Source organism: Cupriavidus sp. UYPR2.512 (assembly GCF_000379565.1).
GTDB lineage: Bacteria > Pseudomonadota > Gammaproteobacteria > Burkholderiales > Burkholderiaceae > Cupriavidus.
The window spans coordinates 131,939-154,286 of the sequence record NZ_KB903173.1 but is presented as its reverse complement, the minus strand read 5'-3'; the positions used below and the strand labels follow the sequence as shown (position 1 = coordinate 154,286).

Here is a 22,348-nt window from a genome sequence, read left to right as displayed (position 1 = left end):
GCGCCGTATGTCAGGTCTGCGCCCGCGCCGGGCTGCCCAGCGGCGCGGCCTCATTGTGATCGTTCTCTCCGCCGATGTTCTCGATGGCAATGCCGCGCGTCTCGGGTAGCAGCAGGATGCCGAACACCGCGAAGGTATAGGCAACCAGGCAGAATGCGCCCATGGCATTGGCCAGGCCGATGTGGGTGGACAGCACGCCGACACCGACGATGGAACCCGCGCCCACCGACTTGCCCACGTTGTAGGCGAAGCCCATGCAAGTGGTGCGCACATGGGTGGGAAACAGTTCGCTGAGGAAGGGCCCCGGGGCGGCGAACATGCCGATTGCAGAGAAGCCGACCAGGAAACCCAGGATAGCGGTGAGAGTGGCATTCAGCGGCAGCAGCATATAGCTGACCGTGACGATCCATGCGCAGATCGACAGCAGAATCAGCGTGGGGCGCCGACCGATGCGATCGCAAAGATCGGCGGCCACCGCGAAGCCACAAAATGAGCCAAACGCCATGATGAAAACCGTGACGATCTTCGACGCAGCAGCGACTTCCCGCTGGCTGAGCAAGGAGGGCAGCCAGACCAGGATGGCGTAGCAGCCGGCCTGCAGCCCGATCACCAGCACGCTCGACAGGATCAGGGAGCGGGCGTACTTGCGGTTAAATACCGAGGCAAGCGAAGCGCGCGGTGCATGACTCTTCCGGGCGCGCTCGAACATCGGCGCATCCTTGATATGGCGCCGGATGAAGAGGACGATAAACGCGGGAATGATGCCGCTCCAGAACGCTACGCGCCACGCCGTTTCCGGAGGCAGCCACGCCAGCAGCAGGGTGGCCACGACGACCGACAGCGCCCAGCCCAGGGCAAAGCCCGACTGCACGTAGCCCATGGCCTTGCCGCGATGCCTGGCATCGATGACTTCGGCCATCAGCGCCGCGCCCACCGCCCACTCGCCGCCAAAACCGAGGCCCTGCAATGTGCGGGCGATCAGCAACTGGTTATACGTCTGGGCAAAGCCCGCCAGCACGCCGAACAACGTGAACCAGATGATGGCAAACACCAGGATGCGGGCGCGGCCGTAGCGGTCGCTGAGGATGCCGGCGCCCCAGCGTCGTGCCGAGGGCGCATGCGCCTTGCTCGGGCAGGCAGCGGCTCATGCGGCCAAAATGGACAAGAATGCGGCCAAGGAGCGGCAAGTCCGCGTCGAGGAGTAGGGATGCGCCAGCGTGCGGATCTCGCGGGAGGCGGCTGCTGATCCGCTATTGACTTTGGCTGTTATGCGGGTGTCTGAGGCCTGGCTTTGGCCAACCAGGCGAAACCAGCAGGCGTCGACGATGACCATCACGTCGCACACGCGAGGGGTGGTGCCGCAGACAGGCACCAATTGCGATGCCTGCAGGAGTAGATCCACTGGTGCTGCGGAATGGCGAATAATGCACGTATGCCTCGAATCGGCGAATCCATGGCCCGACTCAGTAAAAATCCCGATTTCTTCCTCCTTGCGAAAGTGGGGAAGCGCTGCCTACAATGTCTCATATATCGCGAATCAAAGTTCGCATTCCGAATTTGACTCGCGATAGAAGTGAGCCAGGCGCAACTGGCGATTTTTTAAGCCAGTATTCCGAACTTAAATTCGCAATCCGAATTTCGTACCGGAGCGGATGAATAGAAGAATGCCTACGGCTCGTGACGACACCCTTCTGGGCTTTCCTCTGTGAAGCTCCCGAATTAAAATTCGGATTCCGAACTCACAGTGGAGATTGACATGGCAACCGAGAAATCCTTCCGATCCGCTTCGAAGACGACCAGCGCAGGCGACGCATCCAAGAACACGGTGCAGTCGCTGGCGAAGGGCTTTCGCATCCTCGAAGCGTTCTCGGCCCAGGAGCCCGAACTGACGATGGCCGAGGTAGCACGCCGCTCTGGACTGGATAACGCCACGGCATTCCGGTTTCTCAACACGCTGGTTGACATCGGATACGTACAACGCGTGCCCGACACACGCCTGTTCAGGCTTTCCCTGAAAGTATTAGACCTTGGCTTCAACGCCATTGCCCATGCGGATCTTCGTACGCGTGCACGGCCGATCCTCCGCGAGCTGGTCGGAGAGGTCAATGAAGCCGCTTCCGTTGGAGTTCTCGATGGCGCGGATGTCTTATACACCGAGCGTGTCCTGGCGGGGCTGACGCGCCTCGGGGTGGATATCCGCATCGGCAGCAGGATACCCGCTTATTCCACGGCTGTCGGTTATGCAATCCTTGCCTGGCTGCCAGAGCAGACGCAGATCCGCGTGCTTGAGGCACAGCCGCGTCAAAAGCTGACACCGACCACGCAGACGGACCTCGACACCATTCTTGAACGCCTGAAGTCGGTGCGTGCCCAGGGCTACGCAGTCTCTAACCAGGAAACGGTGTCCGGTCTTTTTGTGGTCGCCGCCCCGGTGCTCGATGTGGACGGCGTGCCCATCGCTGGACTTAGCGTCGCTGCGCCTGCCTTGAACACTTCTCTCGATGAATTCGAATCCGCCACGGCGCCTGCAGTCGTCGAGGCCGCGGCCAGCCTCTCCCGCTCGCTGCAATCTTCTGGTGGCTTTATCGCTCCCGATATGCCGCCCGCTGCTTCCCCAACCCCTCGTCTGCGCCTTAGGCGCTAGCTTTTTCCCTGGAGACAAACGTGTCCGATATCAACTTCCACGGCATCATTCCTGCCATCGCGGTTCCCTTCAACGCGGACTACAGCATCAACGAACCGGAATTGCGGCGCTTTGCCAAGTGGCTCGGTGCTCAGGAAGGCGTGACTGCATTGATGACCAATGGTCACACCGGTGAGGTTTTCTCACTGACACCGCGTGAGCGCGCCGAAGTGACGCGCATCACCGCGGACGCCACCAAGGGAATCTGCCCGGTCATTTCGTCCATCGTATGTGAAGGCATCAACGATGCCGTGGAACAGGCCGGTTGGGCCACGGAAGCGGGCGCCGCGGGACTCGATATCATGCCGCCGCACCATTGGCTGCGCTTCGGCTTCAAGCCGGAACACTGCCTCGACTACTTCGAAGCCATTGGCAGGGCCAGCGGCCTGCCGTTGGTGGTGCATATTTACCCGGCTTGGACGCGTGGCTCCTACTCCAGCGAATTGCTTGCCGAACTTGCCAAGCTGCCTTACGTCAAGGCCTTCAAGATGGGCGAGCGTGAGATGAACAAGTACGCCCGTGACATCAAGGCGATCCGCGAGGCCGATCCGACCAAGGTTCTCATGACGTGCCACGACGAATACCTGTTGGCGTCGATGGTGCAGGGCCTGGACGGTGCATTGGTTGGCTTCGCATCGCTGATCCCCGGTCTGATCAATGACCTGCTCAAGGCCGTCAAGGCCGGCGACTTGCGTGAGGCAATGCGTGTGCAAGCGTTGATCAACCCGCTTAAGGACGCGGTATATGGCGCCGGCGAGCCGACTGGCGAGGCGCACGGCCGCATGAAAGCGGCCATGGCGTTGGCTGGCATCCTTCGCGATGGGACGGTGCGTCCGCCGACCCACGCCCCTTCGGCTGCTGAGTTGGCCGCAATCCAATCCGCCTTGGCACACGCCGGCATCACGCAACAAGCAGCCGCCTGATCCCGAAGCAGATACGCGCAAGGCCTCTTGGCGCCGCAATCATGCCGCGCCAAGAGAGGGGCCATTCGTTCCCAAAGGGGCAGTCATGAATCAATCCACTCGAAATACCGGCACGGGTGTGGTGCTCGTTACCGGATCCAGCTCCGGCATAGGCGCTGCCATCACGCGTCGCTTGCTGGACGCCGGATGGCAAGTCATCGGGCTGGACCGCACGCCCGCTCCCAGCACCAAAGGCTTTCGGGCAATCGAGGTCGACCTGACTGATGCTTCTAAGCTCGCCGCAACCGTGGCGGCGCTGCCGCGGATTGATGCCATCGTCCACGCAGCAGGCTTCATGCGAACCGCCGTGCTTGGCGCCCTCAAGCCCGAAGACGGGGAGGGCATGTGGCGCATCCACGTCGATGCGGCTGCTGTGCTCGCCAACGCGTTGATGCCGAAGCTGCCGCGCGGCGCACGCATCGTGCTGATCGGCAGCCGTACAGCCGCCGGGGCCCCTGGACGCAGCCAGTACGCAGCGACCAAGGCGGCCTTGGTCGGCATGGCCCGCTCGTGGGCAGCGGAACTGGCCCCGCGCGGGATCACCGTCAATGTCGTAGCACCGGGTGCCACGGAGACCCCGATGCTTAACGACCCTGGGCGCCAGGGAACACCCCCACGCGTGCCCCCGATTGGCCGCTTTATCAGTCCGGAAGAAGTCGCTGGGCTGGTGAGCTTCCTGCTCGGGCCAGACGCGGGGGCCATTACCGGCCAGCAGATCGTGATCTGCGGTGGTGGCTCACTCTAGTGCCGTACCTGAACCGCACCACTACGCCGGCAGGCACCCAACACAACACAGATACCGGAGATAGCAATGTCCGTACGCATTACTGACATCGTTGAGGTGACGAAGCCGATTTCGTCACCGATTCGCAACGCCTACATCGATTTCTCGAAAATGACGACCAGCCTTGTCGCGGTGGTGACTGACGCCGTTCGTGACGGGAAGCGCGTCATCGGCTATGGCTTCAACTCGAACGGCCGCTACGGTCAGGGTGGCCTGATCCGCGAACGATTTGCCTCACGCATTCTGGAAGCCGATCCCGATTCGCTGCTTGACGATAGCGGCACCAATCTCGACCCCACGCGCGTGTGGGCGGCAGCGATGTCTAACGAGAAGCCCGGCGGCCACGGCGAGCGCTCAGTCGCGGTGGGTACGATCGACATGGCTGTGTGGGACGCCGTGGCTAAGATTGCTGGCAAGCCACTCTTCCAGTTCCTGGCCGACCGGCATGGTGTCCAAGCTAACCCGCGCGTGTTTGTGTACGCGGCCGGCGGCTACTATTACCCCGGCAAAGGTCTGGATGCGCTCCGCTCGGAAATGCGCTCTTACCTCAAGCGCGGCTACAACGTGGTCAAGATGAAGATTGGCGGTGCAAGCGTCGAAGAGGACCGACTGCGCATCGAAGCGGTACTTCAGGAAATCGGCTCTGACGCGAAACTTGCTGTCGATGCGAACGGACGATTCGATCTCGATACTGCCATTGCCTACGCCAAGATGCTGCGCGACTTCCCGCTGTTCTGGTACGAGGAAGCCGGCGATCCCCTCGACTATCACCTGCAGGCTACGTTGGCCGAGTACTACCCGGGAGCAATGGCCACCGGTGAGAATCTGTTCAGCCATCAGGATGCTCGCAACCTGATTCGGTATGGCGGCATGCGTCCCGATCGCGACTACCTCCAGTTCGATTGCGCGTTGTCCTACGGACTGGTCGAGTACGAGCGAACCCTGGAAGTTCTGAAGACCCATGGCTGGTCGCCGAGCCGCTGTATCCCGCATGGTGGACACCAGATGTCTCTCAACATCGCCGCTGGGCTGGGCCTCGGTGGCAATGAGAGCTATCCCGATCTTTTCCAACCCTATGGGGGCTTCCCGGATGGGGTGAAGGTGATCGACGGCCACATCACTATGCCGGAACTGCCTGGCATTGGCTTCGAGGGCAAGGCGGATCTCTTCGCCGAGATGGCGGCGCTGGCACAACCCTGAGGTCGCCGCATCCCCTATACCACAAAGAGAAGCGAAATCTATCGCAACGGCGAGGAACAGGCTGCGCATTTCCCAGCCATCCTATCGCCTGTTGCGTTACCGCGTGGTGGCATGGCTGCGTGCCTGCCGCCAACGGTAGCGCATTCGCAGTCGAAACAGAGGAGACACACCATGCTGTTCAAAAGGCTGTACCAATCCTATCTTTGCGCCGTCGCGGGCGCACTGCTTCTTGGCACCAGCGTGCTCGCCTCAGCCCAAGGCTACCCGTCCAAGGCAGTAAAAGTCATCATTCCATTTCCGCCGGGCGGGCCGACCGATACCGTGGGCCGCATGCTCGCCCAGAAGCTGTCGGAGGAAACTGGACAAAGCTTCATCGTCGAAAACCGTCCTGGCGGGCAAGGCGTGATCGGTGGCGATGCCGTAGCCAAAAGTGCTGCGGACGGATACACGCTGTTGTTCAGCGCATCCACTTTCACTACCACGCCAATGACGTTGAAGTCGTCGCCCTACGACGTGGTAAAAGACTTCACGCCCATTGCGCTAGTGGGTAAAGGCCCGCTAGCCGTATCGGTCAATAAGAAACTGCCGATCCGGAACATTAAGGAGCTGATTTCCTACGCGCAGGCGCATCCGGGGAAGATGTCCTTCGCGATCGGATCGCAAGCCTCGGCGGGACACTTGTCCACGGAACTGCTTAAGCGCGCGGGCAAGATCGATTATCTGGTCGTTCCCTATAAAGGTTCTTCACCCGCCTATCAGGATCTCATCGGTGGCGCGATCGATGGCTTCATTGATCCGGTGCTAGGTGTCATGTCGTATCACAAGAGTGGCATGGTCCGCGTAGTTGCCGTGACATCGAGGGATCGGCTGCCTTCGATGCCTGATGTGCCCACGGTCGCTGAAACCGTGCCAGGCTACGAGTTCTACTCCTGGTACGGCTTATGGGGTCCGTCGAATTTGCCAGCCGACGTGACAAAGCGGCTTAACGCTGCGGTCAATAAAGCGCTAGCGTCGGATCTCCGCACGCGCCTCGCCGAGCAAGGCTACTTACTGTCGCCAGGCACGCCGGAAGACTTCGCGCGATTTCAGAAGGAGGACATGGTTCGCTCCGCCAAGATTGTGGCGGAGGCGAAGATTCGCGCGGAATAGCAATTCTCTGGCTGCCGCCTGCGTGTTGCGGGTGCGCCTAACTCAGTTACTCCCAAACTCCGCGCGCCTCCTCGGAGGCTACACAGGCTCGCCAAACAAGGCTGCCGCCGGCTGGCAAGTCTGAGCCGGTGAATCCCTGAAACACGACGCCGCCGCGTCAAAACCTCGGGAGGTTCCCTGGGAGGGCCGTCGAGCAAGGGCCATAGGCCTCATCGAGCCACAGCTTGAGTTCCTGATCCTTGTCCTGAAGACGCCGCCGTACTTGCCGATGTCTTCGCCCATCACGAATACGCGCGAGTCCCGCTCCATCTCCTGGCCGATGGCCTCGGCGATGGCCTGGGCCATGGTAAGGGTGCGCGTGCCTTGGGCCGCGTCTTGTGCCGTTTGCATAGTGGTCTCCTGTTTGGTCGGGTGCGGGACTTACTGCGCGAAGACGTGCTGCAGCGCTTCGCTGGCTGCCGGGTAGGGGCTGTTGCGGCCGAAGTCATAGGCAGCATCGATGCGAGCGGTAACCGCCGCACGCAAATCGGCCTCGGCCACTTCGTCGAGCAGGCCGCCGGCGCGCAGCGCGTCGCCGAGGATTCGGATCGGGTCGGTACTACGCAGGGTCTTGGCCTCATCGCGACGCGTCGTGCGAGGCGCGGAGCAACCCGCCAGCCCTTGCCGCAGGCGGGATGCGCGTGGAGAAGTCAGGCCCGACGGCGGGCTCGCGGCAGACATCTGTCGCGCCTGGCGGCGAGACAGATGTCGCATCGGGCGGGACATCTGTCGCTGCAAGTGGCTGCAGCAGCGGGGCAGGGCGAGGTGCGCGGGGCGCCGCGCATACGGTGCGCGGAGGCGAGGCCCGGCGCTGAGAACTTCAGTCCGTCTTTTTCGAGAGGCCGTAGAACTCGAAATAGACGGCGTAGATCAGCATGATGTAGTTGAGTAGGTCGACCCAGGTAAGCGGATCGCCGCCAAAGCCGGGGACGATCTCCGCTTCATGGAGCACCGCCCCGGCAAACCATCGCGTGTATGCGAAGAAAGAGATCAGCCCAAGGCCCCAGCACGACGCGGCGCGTATCGCCCGGTTTGTGCCGGCATTGAACCGGTTGGGCCAGTTGCCGGCGACGTTGGCCCAGAAGATCAGCCAGAAGGCAATCCATACGCCCAGTTGCGCTGGCCAGCTTGGGAACATCGCCCCGATTTTCTCGATGGCGTCGGGCGGGATGAGAGCCCATCTGAGCAAGGCCAGATGCGCGGCGTATAGCGCCGTGCCCAGAAGGATATTGCCGCCCAGCGCGGCGAGCGCCGTATGGCATTTCCGGCGCAGCCGGTTCCACGGCCAGTTGTCGAAGATCAGGAACGTCGTCAACCACACCACAATGACGGAATAGAACCAGCCGATCGCCACCGGCAGCGGCAGCAGGGTCGCATGCGGCGCGGTGGCGGTCGATACGCTGGGATAGATCAACAGGAAATAGCCCAGACCGGTGAGGCAAACGCCGGCGGCGATTTGCGCAAGGCCGCTGGCCGCGGGGCTCAGGCCGCTAGCGGACCATGGCCATCCGGCCATACCCGTCGCCAATATGCCGAAGCCATAGAAGCCAATCAGCACGATTAGGCCGGCTGCGTCATAGCCGGCGCTGCCGATGGCGCCGAATGCCGGATCCAGTTCGCCGTAGCCGTAGACGAGGACGGCGGGCACAGCGAAGGACAGCGCCAGCGTTACGACGGTGGCGGCGCAGCCCCGTATGGGCTGCTTCAATGCCGAGAATCCGGCCATGCCGAAGTTGAAGCCGATGAAGACGAGCACCAGGATGCCCCAGAACAGGTGCATGCCAAACGGTTGGGGGGCATACTGCCAGACGGCCTGCCTGGGGTCCGCGAACAGGCGCCATATGCCAAGGCTGATGCCGTGCACGATCAGAAATACGGCCACGGAGAATGCTATTGGCCGCAGCGCGAGTCCGGCAGGCGCGAGCGCTGGTGTTGCTTGAGCTTCGATGTTGGGGCTGAGGGGTTCCATGACCGGGATGTCCAGTACGATGCAAGCCCGGCACGCGAGGCGCGCGCGATGTCCTATGCGCGATGATGCATCGCGCAGGCTCGCATACCGGTGGGAGAGGAGGGGCGTCCGCGTCGGTCAACGCGGCGCGTGGGAGTGAATGGGCGTCAAGCCGTCACGCTGGCAACCGGCTGTACGATGATCTTGACGTTGCCGTCCTTGTTGTTGACCAACTCTTCGAAGCCGTGCGACACAATGTCGGCGAGGGAGATTCGCCCTGTGATGAGCGGCTGCACGTCGATGCGGCCATCGGCGATGAAGCGGATTACGTCGGCGAATTCGCCGTTATAGGCGAGCGATCCGATGATTTCCTTCTCGGTCGCTACGATCTCGAAGAAATTGAACGAGCTGGGTTCTTCGAAGATGCCCACCATCACGCATTTCCCGGCTTTGCGGATCACGTCGATGGCAAGCTTCGCCGTGGCCTTGTTGCCGATGCACTCGAAGGACACATCTGCGCCATAGCCGCCAGTCAAGGCCTTGACCTCGGCGATCGCGTCGCACTCCTTGGGATCAATGACTACGTTGGCACCGACCTCGATCGCCTTCTTCTTGCGCGCCGACGACATTTCGAGCGCGATGATGCGCCCTGCGCCGGCCGCCCTCGCGCACATGATCGTGCATAGGCCGATGGTGCCGGCACCCACCACCACCACCGTCTGGCCGACGATGTTGCCGGCTTTCTTCACGGCATGAAGCCCCACCGCCAGCGGTTCGATCAACGCACCTGCCTCGGCTGGAAAGTTCTCCGGCAACTTGTAGAGCAGTTCCGCCGGCACGTTGACGTATTCCGCGAATGCGCCGTTGTTCATCAGGCCGGTGAATGCGAGGTTCTCGCAGATGTTGTACAGGCCATGAGTGCAGTAATAGCATTTCCCGCAATGCTGGCAGGCGTCTGCGGTGACGCGTTCGCCGACCTTGAAACCGGTAATGCCTGCACCCAGTTCCGCAATTTCGCCGCTGAACTCGTGACCGAGAATGCATTGACCCTTCAGTCCGGTGAGCGGGTGGGGATGGTCGACCGGGATAAAAACCGGCCCCGCGACATATTCATGCAAGTCCGACCCGCAGATGCCGCACCAGTGCACGCGAATCTTTACCCATCCATCGGCGGGCTTGTCCGGGACGCGTACCTCTTCGACGCGGATATCCTGGCGACCCCGCCATACGGCGGCCTTCATGCTGGGCTGATGTGCCGAACTCTCGTTGCTCACGGTTGTGTCTCCATCGTAATTGTGGGGGATCGACGGAGGCCATGCGGGTGTGGCCGGTTCGTGCCTGGCATGGCCTTCGTGCGGGACGAAATCCGCATGAACCATGCCAGTCAGTACGGTGGAAGCGGGAGGATGGCGAGAGTAATGCGTACGCTGCAGTGCAACATGGCGCGTGCCAGGCGCAGGCGCGGTGAACCGTGGGCTACGCGGGATTATTGCTGCGCTACAGCACGATTCTGCCCATGGCGAGGCAAACTACGGCGCCACGGGAGTGAGACGGCCTGACTCGATCCAGTGAGACACTGTGCCTCAGTTCGCCTCGTCCCTCTGAGACAAGGGAATGGATCCCGGCAGGGATGCCGAACCCGGATAGACAATGTTGTATCTGGCCATCTTGCGGTAGATGGTCGCGCGGCTCATGCCCAGCGCTTTGGCGGTCTCCTTGACGCGCCAATGATGGCAGGCGAGCATTTGCACGATGCGCTCCCGTTCGAGATGCTCGCTGGGGCGCAGGCCTGTACTGTCGAATGGATGTGCCCCGATTGACGAACTTGCCGCTTCCGGCGTTGCCATGACGTCTTCGGCGGCGCAGCGCAGATAGTCGGGAAGATGTTCGACGGCAATGACGCCGGAGGAGGCGGCCAGCGCGCATGCGTACCGCAACGCCATGCGCAACTGCCGTACATTGCCGGGCCAGCGATAGCGGCGGATGCATGCCAGTGCCTCGCTGGACAGCGCGGGGTGGCTCCCGTGCGCGTCGGCTTCGTCCGCCAGAAAGAAATCGATGAGCTCGCCGAGGTCGGAGCGATCGCGTAGGGGAGGCAGCCGGATCACGGCGCCAGTCAGGCGATAGTAGAGATCTTCGCGGAATATACCGTCGGAGACCATGCGTGCAAGATCCCTGTGGGTCGCGCAGATCAGATTGATGTCGACCCGCACCGATTGCTCGGAACCCAGCGGTACCAGCTCGTTCTCCGCCAGAACGCGAAGCAGCCGCGTCTGCAGCGGCAAAGCCATGTCGCCGATCTCGTCGAGGAATAAGGTGCTTCCATGCGCCTGGAGTATCTTCCCCTTGAGCCCCTTGCGCTTCGCGCCGGTGAATGCGCCTTCGGCGTAACCGAACAGTTCGCTTTCGATCAGCGTATCGGGGATCGCCGCGCAGTTCACGGCGACAAATGGCTGCGATGCACGCAGCGACCTGCGATGAACGGCGAGCGCGAACGCCTCCTTGCCTGTTCCGGTCTCGCCTTGGAGCAGCATGGGAATGCGCCGGTCGACGATCTGGAGCGCACGGGCGAGATGCGACGAGACTTGCGCATCTCCGGCGACCAGTTGTGCGCTGGCGATGGCACGGGAGGCGTGCGCGGCGTGGGCGGCGGCTGGCTGTTCCGGTGTCACGGCCATTGCGCGCACGGCGTTGCGCGGCGGGCGCAGTCTTGCAAAGAAGCTGTCTCCGCCGGGGGACAGACGCAACGGGAACATATCCGGGCCGCTGTTCAGGTCGATAACCTGTTCGGCCTTCAGGTCGAACAGATGCTGAACGTTCGCCGGAATCGCGGCGTATAGCGCGCTCAATGTGCTTTTTGCTTGCCGGTTCATAGACACGATGTTGCCGGCATCGTCGAACGCGATCAGCAATTCGGGATGCAGGCTCAGGTAGTCCTGGCTGCGGTGCAGGTACAGCGTCCACAGGTGGCTGGTATCGTGTAGCAGACAGGCGTTCTCGATCATTTCCGCCGCCTGGCATACCCAGGCATAGATCAATTCCTGAGAGTCGCGATTTTCGCTGTTCCGCACGGCCGATACGTCCAGTACGCCGGTCAATTCGCCGGAAGGCGAAATAATGGGGGCGGCGGTACAGGTGAGGCATGTGAACGCGGCCCTGAAGTGATCCTCGGTGTGGACGGTAATGGGTTCCTTGTCGGCCAGGACGCAGGCCACCGCGCTGGTTCCCTCTGAGTCCTCCGTGAAATAGCGGCCGTGATACAGCCCGTGCTGCCGGTACTCCTTGCGGCGGTCTTCCTGGCCGCGGAAATCGATCAGCGCGCCATCGGCGTCGGCTACCAAGACGCAATAGCCCGCTTTGCCGACGACGCCGTGCAACCGCTCCACCACCGGGTTCGAGAAGCGCAACAGGGCCTCGGCGCTGTTGCGCCTGTCTTTCAGCTCCGCGGCGCTGATTACGCGCGGGCCAGACATATTTCCCGGGTCCAGTTGGAAGGTATTGAGCGATCGCGTCCAAGAGCGGAACAGGCGAGCCTCCGCGGCAGCCTCATGGAATGACGCCCTGCCGACCACGGATGAGACGCGTCGTGCGTGTCGCAGCGCATAGGACTGGGTCATTTCCGCTTCCTCGACATGGGTAATTCCTGTTGCCCGGGGCATCGGCGCCCGCTTCCGCCAGTCCAAACCGGCCGTGCCAAGCACGAGAGCTCCTTTGTGCTCGCCGCGCGGCACGCCTTTTTAGCATATTCCGAACCGGCACTCACCCTGCAGTGCAGCACAGTAGGTGCGTCAGATGCGATTCAGAAGGCTGTCGGACTTGAGTTTGGGAAGTTTTTGGAGAAGCGAGCCGGCAGTATGCCGCAGCCCGTGGGTCAAGGCGCTGGCCAGCACCGCGGACCTGCGCTTCCCACTCGGGCACGCGCGCCCGCAGGCGCCCGGCTGCCATGCCGAACACTTCCTTGAAGATCAGAGCACTTCGCCAACAACACGTGCTCAGTCGCCTTCGGCATCGCCAAATATGCAATTAATCGCCAGCACACTGCTCACAACAGCAATGCCAGCTTCTAGGAGACTGTCGGATTTTCGGGATCCCCGGTCGTCCGGCGGGACGGGTTGGGCGTTAATAAATTAACAAGTTTCTGAGAGAGTCCATAGGTGAGTCGCTTCGTGCCCGTTGATCGTCAGACCGACTATCTGTTGCCGCCGTCAGTGGAGGACTGGTTGCCCGAAGGTCATCTGGCGCGGTTCGTGGTGGAAGTCATCGAGCAGATGGACCTGTCGGAGCTGAGCGGGGCGTACGCGGGTCGCGGCATGGCGGCGCATCACCCTGAGGTGCTANCGCCTTGAACTCGTCGAACTCGGACCCGTCGACCAGGCGCGCGATCACCTCGCGCACGTCGTAGGGCTTGCGCGTGTCGGTGGGGATCACGCCGTACAGTTCTTCCACCGGGTATAGCGGCTCGACCGGCTCATGCAGGCGGATCTGGTCCGGCTTGCGGCGGTTCAGGTGCTGCACGATATTGCGCGCCAGGCTCAGCGCGTGGTGGTCATTCTGCGCAAAGTAGTCTGCCACGCCCGACAGGCGCGTATGCACGTCGGCGCCGCCCAGGTCTTCGGCGCTGACTTCCTCGCCGGTGGCCGCCTTCACCAGCGGCGGGCCGCCCAGGAAGATGGTGCCCTGGTTCTTGACGATGATGGATTCATCGCTCATCGCCGGCACGTAGGCGCCGCCGGCGGTGCACGAGCCCATCACCACCGCGATCTGCGGGATGCCGCGCTTGGACAGATTGGCCTGGTTGTAGAAGATGCGGCCGAAGTGGTCGCGGTCGGGAAACACGTCGTCCTGGTTGGGCAGGTTGGCGCCGCCGGAATCCACCAGGTAGATGCAAGGCAGGTTGTTCTCCTCGGCAATCTCCTGCGCGCGCACATGCTTCTTGACCGTCATCGGGTAGTACGTGCCGCCCTTGACGGTGGCGTCATTGCAGACAATCACGCATTCCTGCCCGGCCACGCGGCCGATGCCGGTGATGATGCCCGCGCCCGGCGCGGCATGGTCGTACATGTCGTACGCGGCCAGCTGCGACAGCTCCAGGAACGGCGTGCCCGGATCCAGCAGCTGCTGCACGCGCTCGCGCGGCAGCAGCTTGCCGCGCGACAGGTGCTTGTTGCGCGCGTCTTCGCCGCCGCCTTCGGCCAGCTTCGCGATCCTGGCCTTGAGATCGGCCACCAGGGCCTGCATCGACTCGGCGTTGGCCTTGAAGGATTCAGAGCGGGCGTTGAGTTTGGTTTCCAGGGTGGGCATCTGTGTCTCTTCCTGCTTGATGTTGGTCTTTGCCGTCCTGCCAGCGGCCGGGCTCAGCCTGCGTGCCCAGGCAGCGGGTGCCCTGGCATCAGGTCGTAGGGATGCTTCCAGCCCGGCAGCGCACGGATGCGCTCGGCCCACGCGTGGATATGCGGATACTCCTTGCGCCAGTGCACGCCGATCTCGTCGTCGAAGAAGACGTAGCCCGCCAGCGAGAAGTCCGCGATGGTGGCGCGCTCGCCCAGCAGGAACGCTTGCCCGGCCAGGTGCGCGTTGAGCACGTTCCACGCGCCTTCGCAGCGCGCACGGAAGAACTCCAGCACGGCCGGATCCGGCGACCTGGCAAAGTTGCGCATGAAGCGGTAGGTGGCGGTGTAGGAGGTGAACTTGTGGTTGTCGAACAGCAGCCAGCGCAGCACCTCGGCACGCTCGGCCTCATCGCGCGGGCCGTAGGCATCGAGGCGCGTGGCCAGCGTTTCCAGGATGGCACCGGACTGCGACAGGCGCTGGCCGCCGAACTCCAGCACCGGCACCTCGCCCATCACGTTGATGGCGCGGTATTCCGGCGTGCGGGTCTCGCCATTGAAGAAGTCGACGAAGCGCGGCTGCCACAGCTGCTGGCCGCGCTGCACGCCGACGGTTTCCAGCAGCAGCGCCACCTTGTAGGCATTGCCGGACTGGGCAAAGCAATACAGCAGGTACTCAGGCTCGTTCCGCTTGTCGATGCTCATGGTGCCTCCCCGATGATGTCCCCATCCACATAAAGCCAGCGCGGCGCTTCGCCGGGCGCGCGCGCTTCGCGGACAAAGCGGCTGCGCTCATGCAGCCGCCAGGCGCGCCCGCCTACCTTGTAGCGCGCCACGAATTCCACTTCGGCATGGGTGTCGTCCTGCTGCGCATGCGCCTTCACCGTAAGCCCCAGCCAGCGTGTGGCGGTATCCGGCAACAGGTCGGCCGGGCAGGTCGATGGATGCCAGGTCTGCCGCAGCCATTCCATGTCGTTCAGCACATAGGCGCTGTAGCGCGAGCGCATCAGCGCCTCGGCATTGGGCGGCAGTGCCTCGCCACGATGGAAGCGGCCGCAGCAGGCGGCATAGTCCGCGCCGCCGCACGGGCACGGCACCGGTCCGGCCTTGGGCAGGCGGCCTGCCGTGGTCCGCCCTGTCATCCCACCAGCTCCGGCAGGTCGCGCATATCGGTGAAGATGGTACCCGCGCCGGCCTCGCGCAGCAGCGCGGCATCGTTGCGCTCGGCATAGCCGAACACTGTCATGCCGGCGGCCACGCCCGCGGTCACGCCGGTCGGGCTGTCTTCCACCACGGCGCAGCGCGCCGGCTCCACGCCCATGGTGCGCGCGGCCAGCAGGTACACATCGGGCGCGGGCTTGCTGCGCGCCACCTCGGTGGCGGAGAAGATGTGCTCGCGCGCATCCTGCCGGAACAGCTCAACCAGGCCGGTCCTGGTCAGTTGCAGCTTGACCTTGACGCGGTCCGCACCCGAGGCCACGCACACCGGCATGCCGGTGGCGGCGATCTTGCCAATGGCCTCGCGCACATGCGCCACCGCGACGACTTCGGCTTCCAGCACCGCGTTGCGGCGGGCCAGCCAGGTCGACAGCCAGTTCTCGGGCAGCGGCGCGCCGCGCATGCGCGCGATCATGTCCAGCTCCTCGCGCACCGCGCGCCCCAGGAACAGGCGCGTGGAGTCTTCCAGCGAGATCTCGATGCCAAGCTCGTTGAGCATCTGGTTGAGCACGCGGTTGACGACGGGCTCGCTGTCGACGAGCACGCCGTCGCAGTCGAAGATCACGCAATCGAATCGGCCGGAATGGCCACGGGTTGCTGCAGTCATGCGGGTTTCTTTTCCTTGGTGTCCAGGCTCGGCACGGCCCTGAGTTCAGTCTGGCGGCGGCTCTTCAGGTGGGCCTCGACCTGGTCGAAGCGGTCGAAGCCCCAGAACGGCTCGCCGTCGATGATGACAAAGGGCGAGCCGAACACGCCCTTGGCCATCGCCACGTCGATCTCCGCCTTGAGCTGGTCCTTGATCTGGTAGCTGGTGGCGCCGGCGTCCAGCGCCTGCACGTCCACGCCCAGCGGCTCGGCCAGCTTCATGATCTCGGCCGGCTCGGCGATATTGATGTCGTCGACGAACAGCGCGCGGTACACGGACTTGGCAAAGGCCGTGGCGATGTCGTCGCCGTGATGGTTCTGCAGCCACAGCATGGCGCGCGCGGCGTGCGTGGTGGGCAGCGGGAAATGCGTGGGGCGCTTGTATTCGATGCCGTGGAAGCGCGCGGTGCGCTCGAAGTCGCGCCACGAATAATCGCCCTTGAGCGGCAACTGCGGCAGCGGCGAGGCGCCCGTGGTCTTGAACACCACGCCTAGCAGGATCGGATGCCAGGCGACAATGCGCCCGTACTTCTGCGCCAGGTCGTCGATGCGGGTGCTGGCAAAGTAGCCGTAAGGCGAAGAGAAATCAAAGTAGAAGTCGATCGCTGCGGTCATGTCGGGGCCCTTCTTGCTGTGGTTGCCGGTACTGGAATCAGGGAAGCGCCGCCTTCGCGGCACGCACCCCATCGTACGCGCATCGCTGTGCCCTAGGCCAGCGCGCGCGCGATCAGGATCTTCTGGATATCGCTGGTGCCCTCGTAGATCTGGCACACGCGCACGTCGCGGTAGATGCGCTCCACCGGGAAGTCGCTGACGTAGCCGTAGCCGCCGAACACCTGGATCGCATCCGAGCACACCCGCTCGGCCATCTCGCTGGCAAAGAGCTTGGCCATGGCGGCTTCCTTCAGGCACGGGCGGCCGGCGTCGCGCAGCACGGCGGCGTGCCACACCATCTGGCGCGCCACCTCGATGCGGGTGGCCATCTCGGCCAGGCGGAACTGCACCGCCTGGTGCTGGAACAGCGGCTGGCCGAAACTCTCGCGCTCCCTGGCATAGGCCAGCGCGGCCTCGAACGCGGCGCGCGCCATGCCGATGCTCTGCGAAGCGATGCCGATGCGCCCGCCTTCCAGCCCCGACAGCGCCATCTTGTAGCCGCCGCCCTCGTCGCCCAGCAGGTTGGCCGCCGGCACGCGGCAGTCCTCGAACAGGATCTGCGCGGTGTCCGACGAGTGCTGGCCGAGCTTGTCCTCCAGCCGCGCCACCACGTAACCCGGGGTCGAAGTCGGCACGATAAAAGCGCTGATGCCGCGCTTGCCGGCAGCCTTGTCGGTCACCGCCAGCACGATCACCACATCGGCGTTCTGGCCGCTGGTGATGAACTGCTTGACGCCGTTGAGCACGTAGTGGTCGCCGTCGCGTACCGCGGTGGTGCGCAGTGCCGACGCATCCGAGCCCACGTGCGGCTCGGTCAGGCAGAACGCGCCCAGCATCTCGCCGCGCGCCAGCGGCACCAGCCACTGCTGCTTCTGCGCCTCGCTGGCGAACGACATCAGCATGCTGCACACCGGGCAGTTGTTGACGCTGATGACGGTAGAGGTGCCGCCATCGCCGGCCGCGATCTCTTCCAGGATCAGCGCCAGCGACAGGTAGTCCAGGCCGGCGCCGCCGTATTCCTCCGGCACCGCCACGCCGTAGGCGCCCAGTGCCGCCAGTTCGCGGTGCACGTCCTTGGGGAAGGTCTTGTCGCGGTCCCACTGCGCGGCCTGCGGCGCGATCACTTCCTGCGCGAACTGGCGCACGGCGTCGCGGATCATTTCCTGTTCGGGAGTCAGCAGCATGTCAGTTCGGTGATGAGGTGTGCGGGCGCGCTTACCAGGGGATGGGCGTGCCGTCGTAGTTGTGGAAGGTGCCGTTGTCGCGCCGCTTGACGCCGGCCAGCACCTGGCGCATGCCCTTGACGCTCTGCTGCACGGTCAGGTCGGCTTCCTGGCCGCCCATGTCGGTCTTGACCCAGCCCGGGTGCAGCGCGACGCAGGTGGCGTGGCGCGCATCGAGCGAGACCGCGCGCAGCGCCGCATTGGCGCCGGCCTTGCTGACGCGGTACAGCCAGCTGGTGCTGTGCTCCATCGCAGTGATGCTGCCCATGCGCGAAGACAGCACCGCCAGCACCCCGCCGTGGCCGGACTGGCCCGCTTCGACGTAGGGCAGCAGCAGCGGCAGCGCCATCATCGGACCCAGCACGTTGACATGCATCACCTGGTCGAATTCCTGCGGCGTGACCGGCTGCGCGCCTTCGGTGCGGGGTCCCAGCACGCCGGCGTTGTAGATCGCCACGTCGAGGGCTTCGCCATCGAGCTTCCAGCCCAGGCCCGCGACCGCGCCGGCATCGGAAAGATCGACCTGGTGGGCTTCGGCCCCCAGCGCCTGCAGCGCACCGACGCCTTCGGGCGTGCGCGCCGCCGCGATGACGCGCCAGCCGTCGGCACGGTACTGGCGCACGAATTCAAGGCCGATGCCGCGCGAGGCACCGAGGATCAGGACGGTTGGCAAGGCTGTGCTCCTTTGACTGGCTACTTGGGTTCAGCGAACTGCCTGGGTCTGCTCCCCTCCCCTTTTATGAGAGAGAGGGGCGCAGAACTACGTCAGAGAATCTCGATTCCCACCGCGGTGGCCTCGCCACCCCCAATGCACAGGCTCGCCACGCCACGCTTGCCGCCGGTCTTGCGCAGCGCGCCGATCAGCGTGGTCATGATGCGTGCGCCCGAGGCGCCGATCGGGTGGCCCAGCGCGCAGGCGCCGCCGTGGATGTTGACCTTGTCGCGCGGGATCTTGTGGTCGTGCATGGCCGCCATCGGCACCACGGCGAAGGCCTCATTGATCTCGAACAGGTCGACGCTGTCGGTGGTCCAGTCCAGCTTGCGGTACAGCTTGGCGATGGCCTCGACCGGCGCGGTGGTGAACCAGCCCGGCGCCTGCGCGTGGGTGGTATGGCCCAGCATGCGCGCAATCGGCTGCAGGCCCAGCTGCTTCGCGGTGGAGGCGCGCATCATCACCAGCGCCGAGGCACCGTCGTTGATCGACGACGACGATGCGGCGGTGATGGTGCCGTCCTTGGCAAAGGCGGGCTTGAGCGAGGGAATCTTGTCGAGCTTGATGCGGCGCGGGCCTTCGTCCGTGTCGATCACGGTGTCGCCGCCCTTGCCCGACACCGTCACCGGCGCGATCTCCCAGCGGAAGTCGCCGTTCTCGGTGGCCTGCTGGGCGCGGCGCACGCTTTCCATCGCGAATTCGTCCTGCTGCTCGCGCGTAAAGCCGTACTTGGCGGCGCAGTCCTCGCCAAAGGTGCCCATGGCGCGGCCTTTGTCATAGGCATCTTCCAGGCCGTCCAGCATCATGTGGTCGTAGATCATGCCGTGGCCGATGCGGTAGCCGCCGCGGCCCTTCGGCACCAGGTACGGTGCGTTGGTCATGCTCTCCATGCCGCCGGCAATGGCGATATCGAACGAGCCCGCGATCAGCCCGTCGTAGACGGTCATGGCCGCGCGCATGCCCGAGCCGCACATCTTGTTGACGGTGGTGCAGCCCACGCCCAGCGGCAGGCCCGCGCCCAGTGCGGCCTGGCGCGCCGGGGCCTGGCCCTGGCCGGCCGGCAGCACGCAGCCGAACACCACTTCTTCCACCTGCCCGGGCTTCAGGCCGGCGCGCTCGACGGCGGCGCGGATGGCCACGGCGCCCAGTTGCGGCGCGGTGACGCTGGCGAATTCGCCCTGGAACGCAGCCATCGGCGTGCGGGCGGCTGAAACGATGACGATCTCTTCCATGTCGGGTCTCCTGGATCAGTGTATGAAGAAGCGGTGTCGGGTGCGTCCGGTCAGCGGATCGAGGCCTGCGGCGGATCGCCGTACTGGCGGTAGGCCGCGGCCAGTTGCTCATGCAGTTCGTCGTTGCTGCTGGCGGCCATGCCCAGGTCGCGCAGCAGGCCGTCGGACACGCCGTAGACCCAGCCATGCACGGTCACGGCCTGGCCGCGGGTCCAGGCGTCCTGGATCACGGTGGTCTGGCAGACGTTGTTGACCTGCTCGATCACATTGAGCTCGCACAGCCGGGTATGGGCGTCGTCTTCGCGCAGCAGCGTGCCGAGATAGGCCTCGTGCTTGTCGGCCACGTCGCGCACATGGCGCAGCCAGTTGTCGGCCAGGCCGATACGCTCGCGCTTGAGCGCAACCTTGACACCGCCGCAGCCGTAGTGGCCCACCACGGTGATATGGCGCACCTTGAGCACCTCTACCGCGAACTGGACCACCGACAGCGCGTTCAGGTCGCTGTGCGCGATCACGTTGGCGATATTGCGGTGGACGAACACCTCGCCCGGGGCCAGGCCCAGGATCTGGTTGGCCGGCACGCGCGAATCGGAGCAGCCGATCCACAGGTACTCGGGCGCCTGCTGGTTGGCCAGGCGCGTGAAGAAGGTCGGGTCTTCGGCATTGACGCGGTCGACCCACTCGCGGTTGTTGCGGAACAGCTGGGCGATGGCCTCAGTCATGCGACTCTCCTTGCGGGGCTTGCGTCGGGCAGCTCGGAGACAGCGCCGTAGCGGTGGATGAATCGCTCTGAAGCGTGATAGGCGAAGAAGTCATGAACATGTCCGGCAAGCAGCCGGTCCTTGTGGCTCTGCCACATGGCAGGGTCGAAAAAGTCCGCATGGTGGCGCAGGAACGCCGCGCGCACGCGCGGATCGCCCAGCAGGAACGTGCGGAAGGTCTCGGGGAAGAAGTCGTGCGGACGCACCGTGTACCAGACCTCGCCCGACATTTCCTCTTCCTCGTTGCGCGGCTGCGGCACGTGGCGGATGTTGCAGTCGGTCAGGTACTCGATCTCGTCGTAGTCGTAGAACACCACGCGCCCGTGGCGCGTGACGCCGAAGTTCTTGTACAGCATGTCGCCCGGGAAGATGTTTGCCGCGATCAGTTCCTTGATCGCGTTGCCGTATTCGAGCACGCCATGCTCGACCTGCGCGTCGGAGCCCTCCGTCAGGTAGATGTTCAGCGGCGTCATGCGGCGCTCGATATAGACATGGCGTACCACGATCTCTTCGCCGCCGTGCTTGCCGCGCTGGTATTCGATCATCGACGGGGCGTGCTGCTCGAACTCGCGCACCAGCGCATCGTCGAAACGCGACAGCGGGAAGGCCACGTCGGAATATTCCAGCGTATCGGCCATGCGGCCCACGCGGTCATGCTGCTTGACCAGCTGGTACTTGGACTTGACCAGCTCGCGCGTGGTTTCCTTGGGCGCCGGGAAAAAGTCGCGGATGACCTTGAACACATACGGGTACGACGGCAGCGTGAACACCAGCATCACCAGCCCGCGGATGCCGGGCGCGACGATGAACTTGTCCGACGAATGCTGCAGGTGGTGCAGGAAATCGCGGTAGAACAGGTTCTTGCCCTGCTTCTGCAAGCCCAGCGAGGTATAGATCTCGGCGCGCGGCTTGCGCGGCATGATGTCGCGCAGGAAGGTCACGTAGGCCGACGGGATCTCCATGTCGACCATGAAGTAAGAGTGCGTGAACGAGAACAGGATCAGCAGCTGTTCCTTCTTCAGCAGCACCGTGTCCAGCGTCAGCTTGCCGCCGGCGCCGTGCAGGATCGGGATCGCCAGCGGGAAGGTGCGGTCGCCGTTCAGGATGCGGCCGATGATGAAGGCCGCCTTGTTGCGGAAGAACAGCGAAGAGAGCGTGTGGATCTGGAAATTCGGCGCGATGCGCAGGTCGCCGAAGTGCTCGCTGACCGCGCGCACCACGTAGCCGATGTCGCGCTGCAGGTCCTCGAACGGGCACTCCAGCTGGAAGTTGTGCACGATGCGCTCAAAGCACGCGGCCATGCCCTCGCGGCTGCCCGGGTAGTAGGCGCGGAAAGTCGGGCGCGTGGGCGATTCCTCGTTCTCGATGTACTCGGTCGAGATCGCCGGGCGCACGAAGATGAAATCGTTGTTGAAGTACGAGCGGTGCAGGATGCGCGTGCAGACCGAGTTGAAGAAGGTCTCGGCCAGCTCGGGCTGGTGGTGGTTGGTCAAGAGGCCGATGTAGTGCAGCTTGATCTGCTGCCAGATCTCGTCCTCGATATTCTCAGCGTCGTACTCGTCTTCCAGGATCACGCTCGATTCGCGCACGCGCTCGTTGTAGAACGCAATGCGGTCGCGCTGGATCTGCTGCAGCCCGTGCCAGTCGCCGGCCTCGAACTTGAGCTTGGCCTGGTGGCTGACCTCGCGGAACAGGCGGTAATGCTTGTCGAACCCGTCGAGCATCGTTCTCGCCACATCGAAGGCAATCTGCGAGGAGAGCAGTTTGGGGAAGTGGGACATGGGTCGACAGGGGCCGGGGGCAGTGCAGCG

Annotated in this window: 19 protein-coding genes and 2 pseudogenes; 6 read left to right on the top strand and 15 right to left on the bottom strand. The window is 64.0% G+C overall.

Annotation, left to right across the window (positions count from 1 at the left end):
• Positions 1-10: 10 nt before the first annotated feature.
• The gene (locus A3A5_RS39615) at positions 11-1,087 is read right to left on the bottom strand and encodes an MFS transporter (RefSeq protein WP_081624029.1); all 1,077 of its coding nucleotides are present in this window, start codon (positions 1,085-1,087) and stop codon (positions 11-13) included.
• A 669-nt stretch (positions 1,088-1,756) separates the two neighbouring features.
• Between A3A5_RS39615 and A3A5_RS0131465 the strand changes: the two genes are divergently transcribed.
• The 5 genes from A3A5_RS0131465 (at position 1,757) to A3A5_RS0131445 (ending at position 6,778) form a co-directional block, all read left to right on the top strand.
• Positions 1,757-2,644, top strand: a complete 888-nt coding sequence (locus A3A5_RS0131465; protein WP_018314421.1) for an IclR family transcriptional regulator — start codon at positions 1,757-1,759, stop codon at positions 2,642-2,644.
• A gap of 20 nt (positions 2,645-2,664) precedes the next feature.
• Entirely contained in the window at positions 2,665-3,606 is a 942-nt protein-coding gene (locus tag A3A5_RS0131460) for a dihydrodipicolinate synthase family protein (RefSeq protein WP_018314420.1), read from the top strand.
• Between the two features lie 85 nt (positions 3,607-3,691).
• Positions 3,692-4,390 (top strand): SDR family NAD(P)-dependent oxidoreductase, encoded by a 699-nt coding sequence (locus tag A3A5_RS0131455; protein ID WP_051108594.1) that lies wholly within the window; start codon positions 3,692-3,694, stop codon positions 4,388-4,390.
• Positions 4,391-4,456: 66 nt separating this feature from the next.
• Entirely contained in the window at positions 4,457-5,629 is a 1,173-nt protein-coding gene (locus tag A3A5_RS0131450) for a mandelate racemase/muconate lactonizing enzyme family protein (RefSeq protein WP_018314418.1), read from the top strand.
• Positions 5,630-5,800: 171 nt separating this feature from the next.
• Positions 5,801-6,778: a tripartite tricarboxylate transporter substrate binding protein gene (locus A3A5_RS0131445; protein WP_018314417.1), complete on the top strand. Its 978-nt coding sequence runs from the start codon at positions 5,801-5,803 to the stop codon at positions 6,776-6,778.
• 420 nt (positions 6,779-7,198) lie between these two features.
• Here the strand turns inward: A3A5_RS0131445 and A3A5_RS0131435 are convergent, their stop codons facing one another.
• The 4 genes from A3A5_RS0131435 to A3A5_RS39610 form a co-directional block, all read right to left on the bottom strand.
• Entirely contained in the window at positions 7,199-7,498 is a 300-nt protein-coding gene (locus A3A5_RS0131435; RefSeq protein WP_018314415.1) for a hypothetical protein, read from the bottom strand.
• A gap of 139 nt (positions 7,499-7,637) precedes the next feature.
• On the bottom strand, positions 7,638-8,786 hold the full coding sequence (locus tag A3A5_RS0131430; RefSeq protein ID WP_026201324.1) for a hypothetical protein: 1,149 nt from the start codon (positions 8,784-8,786) through the stop codon (positions 7,638-7,640).
• A 146-nt stretch (positions 8,787-8,932) separates the two neighbouring features.
• Positions 8,933-10,006, bottom strand: a complete 1,074-nt coding sequence (locus A3A5_RS0131425; protein ID WP_018314413.1) for a 2,3-butanediol dehydrogenase — start codon at positions 10,004-10,006, stop codon at positions 8,933-8,935.
• Between the two features lie 342 nt (positions 10,007-10,348).
• A complete protein-coding gene (locus A3A5_RS39610; protein ID WP_198293184.1) occupies positions 10,349-12,382 on the bottom strand; it encodes a sigma-54-dependent Fis family transcriptional regulator in 2,034 nt (677 codons plus the stop codon).
• A gap of 537 nt (positions 12,383-12,919) precedes the next feature.
• On the opposite strand from A3A5_RS39610, the pseudogene A3A5_RS42335 reads away from it, so the two are divergent.
• Positions 12,920-13,102, top strand: a pseudogene (locus A3A5_RS42335) (IS5/IS1182 family transposase); the annotation flags it as partial.
• Position 13,103: 1 nt separating this feature from the next.
• Here A3A5_RS42335 and A3A5_RS39605 read toward each other — a convergent pair.
• From A3A5_RS39605 to aceK, 10 genes and pseudogenes are all read right to left on the bottom strand, one after another.
• Positions 13,104-14,066, bottom strand: a pseudogene (locus A3A5_RS39605) (carboxyl transferase domain-containing protein); the annotation flags it as partial.
• Between the two features lie 53 nt (positions 14,067-14,119).
• Positions 14,120-14,797 (bottom strand): glutathione S-transferase family protein, encoded by a 678-nt coding sequence (locus A3A5_RS0131410; RefSeq protein WP_018314410.1) that lies wholly within the window; start codon positions 14,795-14,797, stop codon positions 14,120-14,122.
• On the bottom strand, positions 14,794-15,234 hold the full coding sequence (locus A3A5_RS0131405) for a YchJ family protein (RefSeq protein WP_018314409.1): 441 nt from the start codon (positions 15,232-15,234) through the stop codon (positions 14,794-14,796). The genes A3A5_RS0131410 and A3A5_RS0131405 overlap by 4 nt, the downstream gene beginning before the upstream one ends.
• Complete coding sequence (locus tag A3A5_RS0131400) at positions 15,231-15,917, bottom strand: HAD family phosphatase (RefSeq protein WP_018314408.1); 687 nt, start codon at positions 15,915-15,917, stop codon at positions 15,231-15,233. The genes A3A5_RS0131405 and A3A5_RS0131400 overlap by 4 nt, the downstream gene beginning before the upstream one ends.
• Positions 15,914-16,570 (bottom strand): 2-hydroxychromene-2-carboxylate isomerase, encoded by a 657-nt coding sequence (locus tag A3A5_RS0131395; RefSeq protein ID WP_018314407.1) that lies wholly within the window; start codon positions 16,568-16,570, stop codon positions 15,914-15,916. The genes A3A5_RS0131400 and A3A5_RS0131395 overlap by 4 nt, the downstream gene beginning before the upstream one ends.
• A 92-nt stretch (positions 16,571-16,662) precedes the next feature.
• Positions 16,663-17,793, bottom strand: coding sequence for an acyl-CoA dehydrogenase family protein (locus tag A3A5_RS0131390; protein ID WP_018314406.1), 1,131 nt, complete (start codon positions 17,791-17,793; stop codon positions 16,663-16,665).
• Positions 17,794-17,824: 31 nt separating this feature from the next.
• Positions 17,825-18,505 (bottom strand): SDR family oxidoreductase, encoded by a 681-nt coding sequence (locus A3A5_RS0131385; RefSeq protein ID WP_013955256.1) that lies wholly within the window; start codon positions 18,503-18,505, stop codon positions 17,825-17,827.
• A gap of 92 nt (positions 18,506-18,597) precedes the next feature.
• Complete coding sequence (locus A3A5_RS0131380) at positions 18,598-19,776, bottom strand: acetyl-CoA C-acetyltransferase (protein ID WP_018314405.1); 1,179 nt, start codon at positions 19,774-19,776, stop codon at positions 18,598-18,600.
• A gap of 50 nt (positions 19,777-19,826) precedes the next feature.
• A complete protein-coding gene (can, locus tag A3A5_RS0131375; protein WP_018314404.1) occupies positions 19,827-20,498 on the bottom strand; it encodes a carbonate dehydratase in 672 nt (223 codons plus the stop codon).
• The gene (aceK, locus tag A3A5_RS0131370; protein ID WP_026201323.1) at positions 20,495-22,318 is read right to left on the bottom strand and encodes a bifunctional isocitrate dehydrogenase kinase/phosphatase; all 1,824 of its coding nucleotides are present in this window, start codon (positions 22,316-22,318) and stop codon (positions 20,495-20,497) included. The genes can and aceK overlap by 4 nt, the downstream gene beginning before the upstream one ends.
• Between the last annotated feature and the right edge of the window lie 30 nt (positions 22,319-22,348).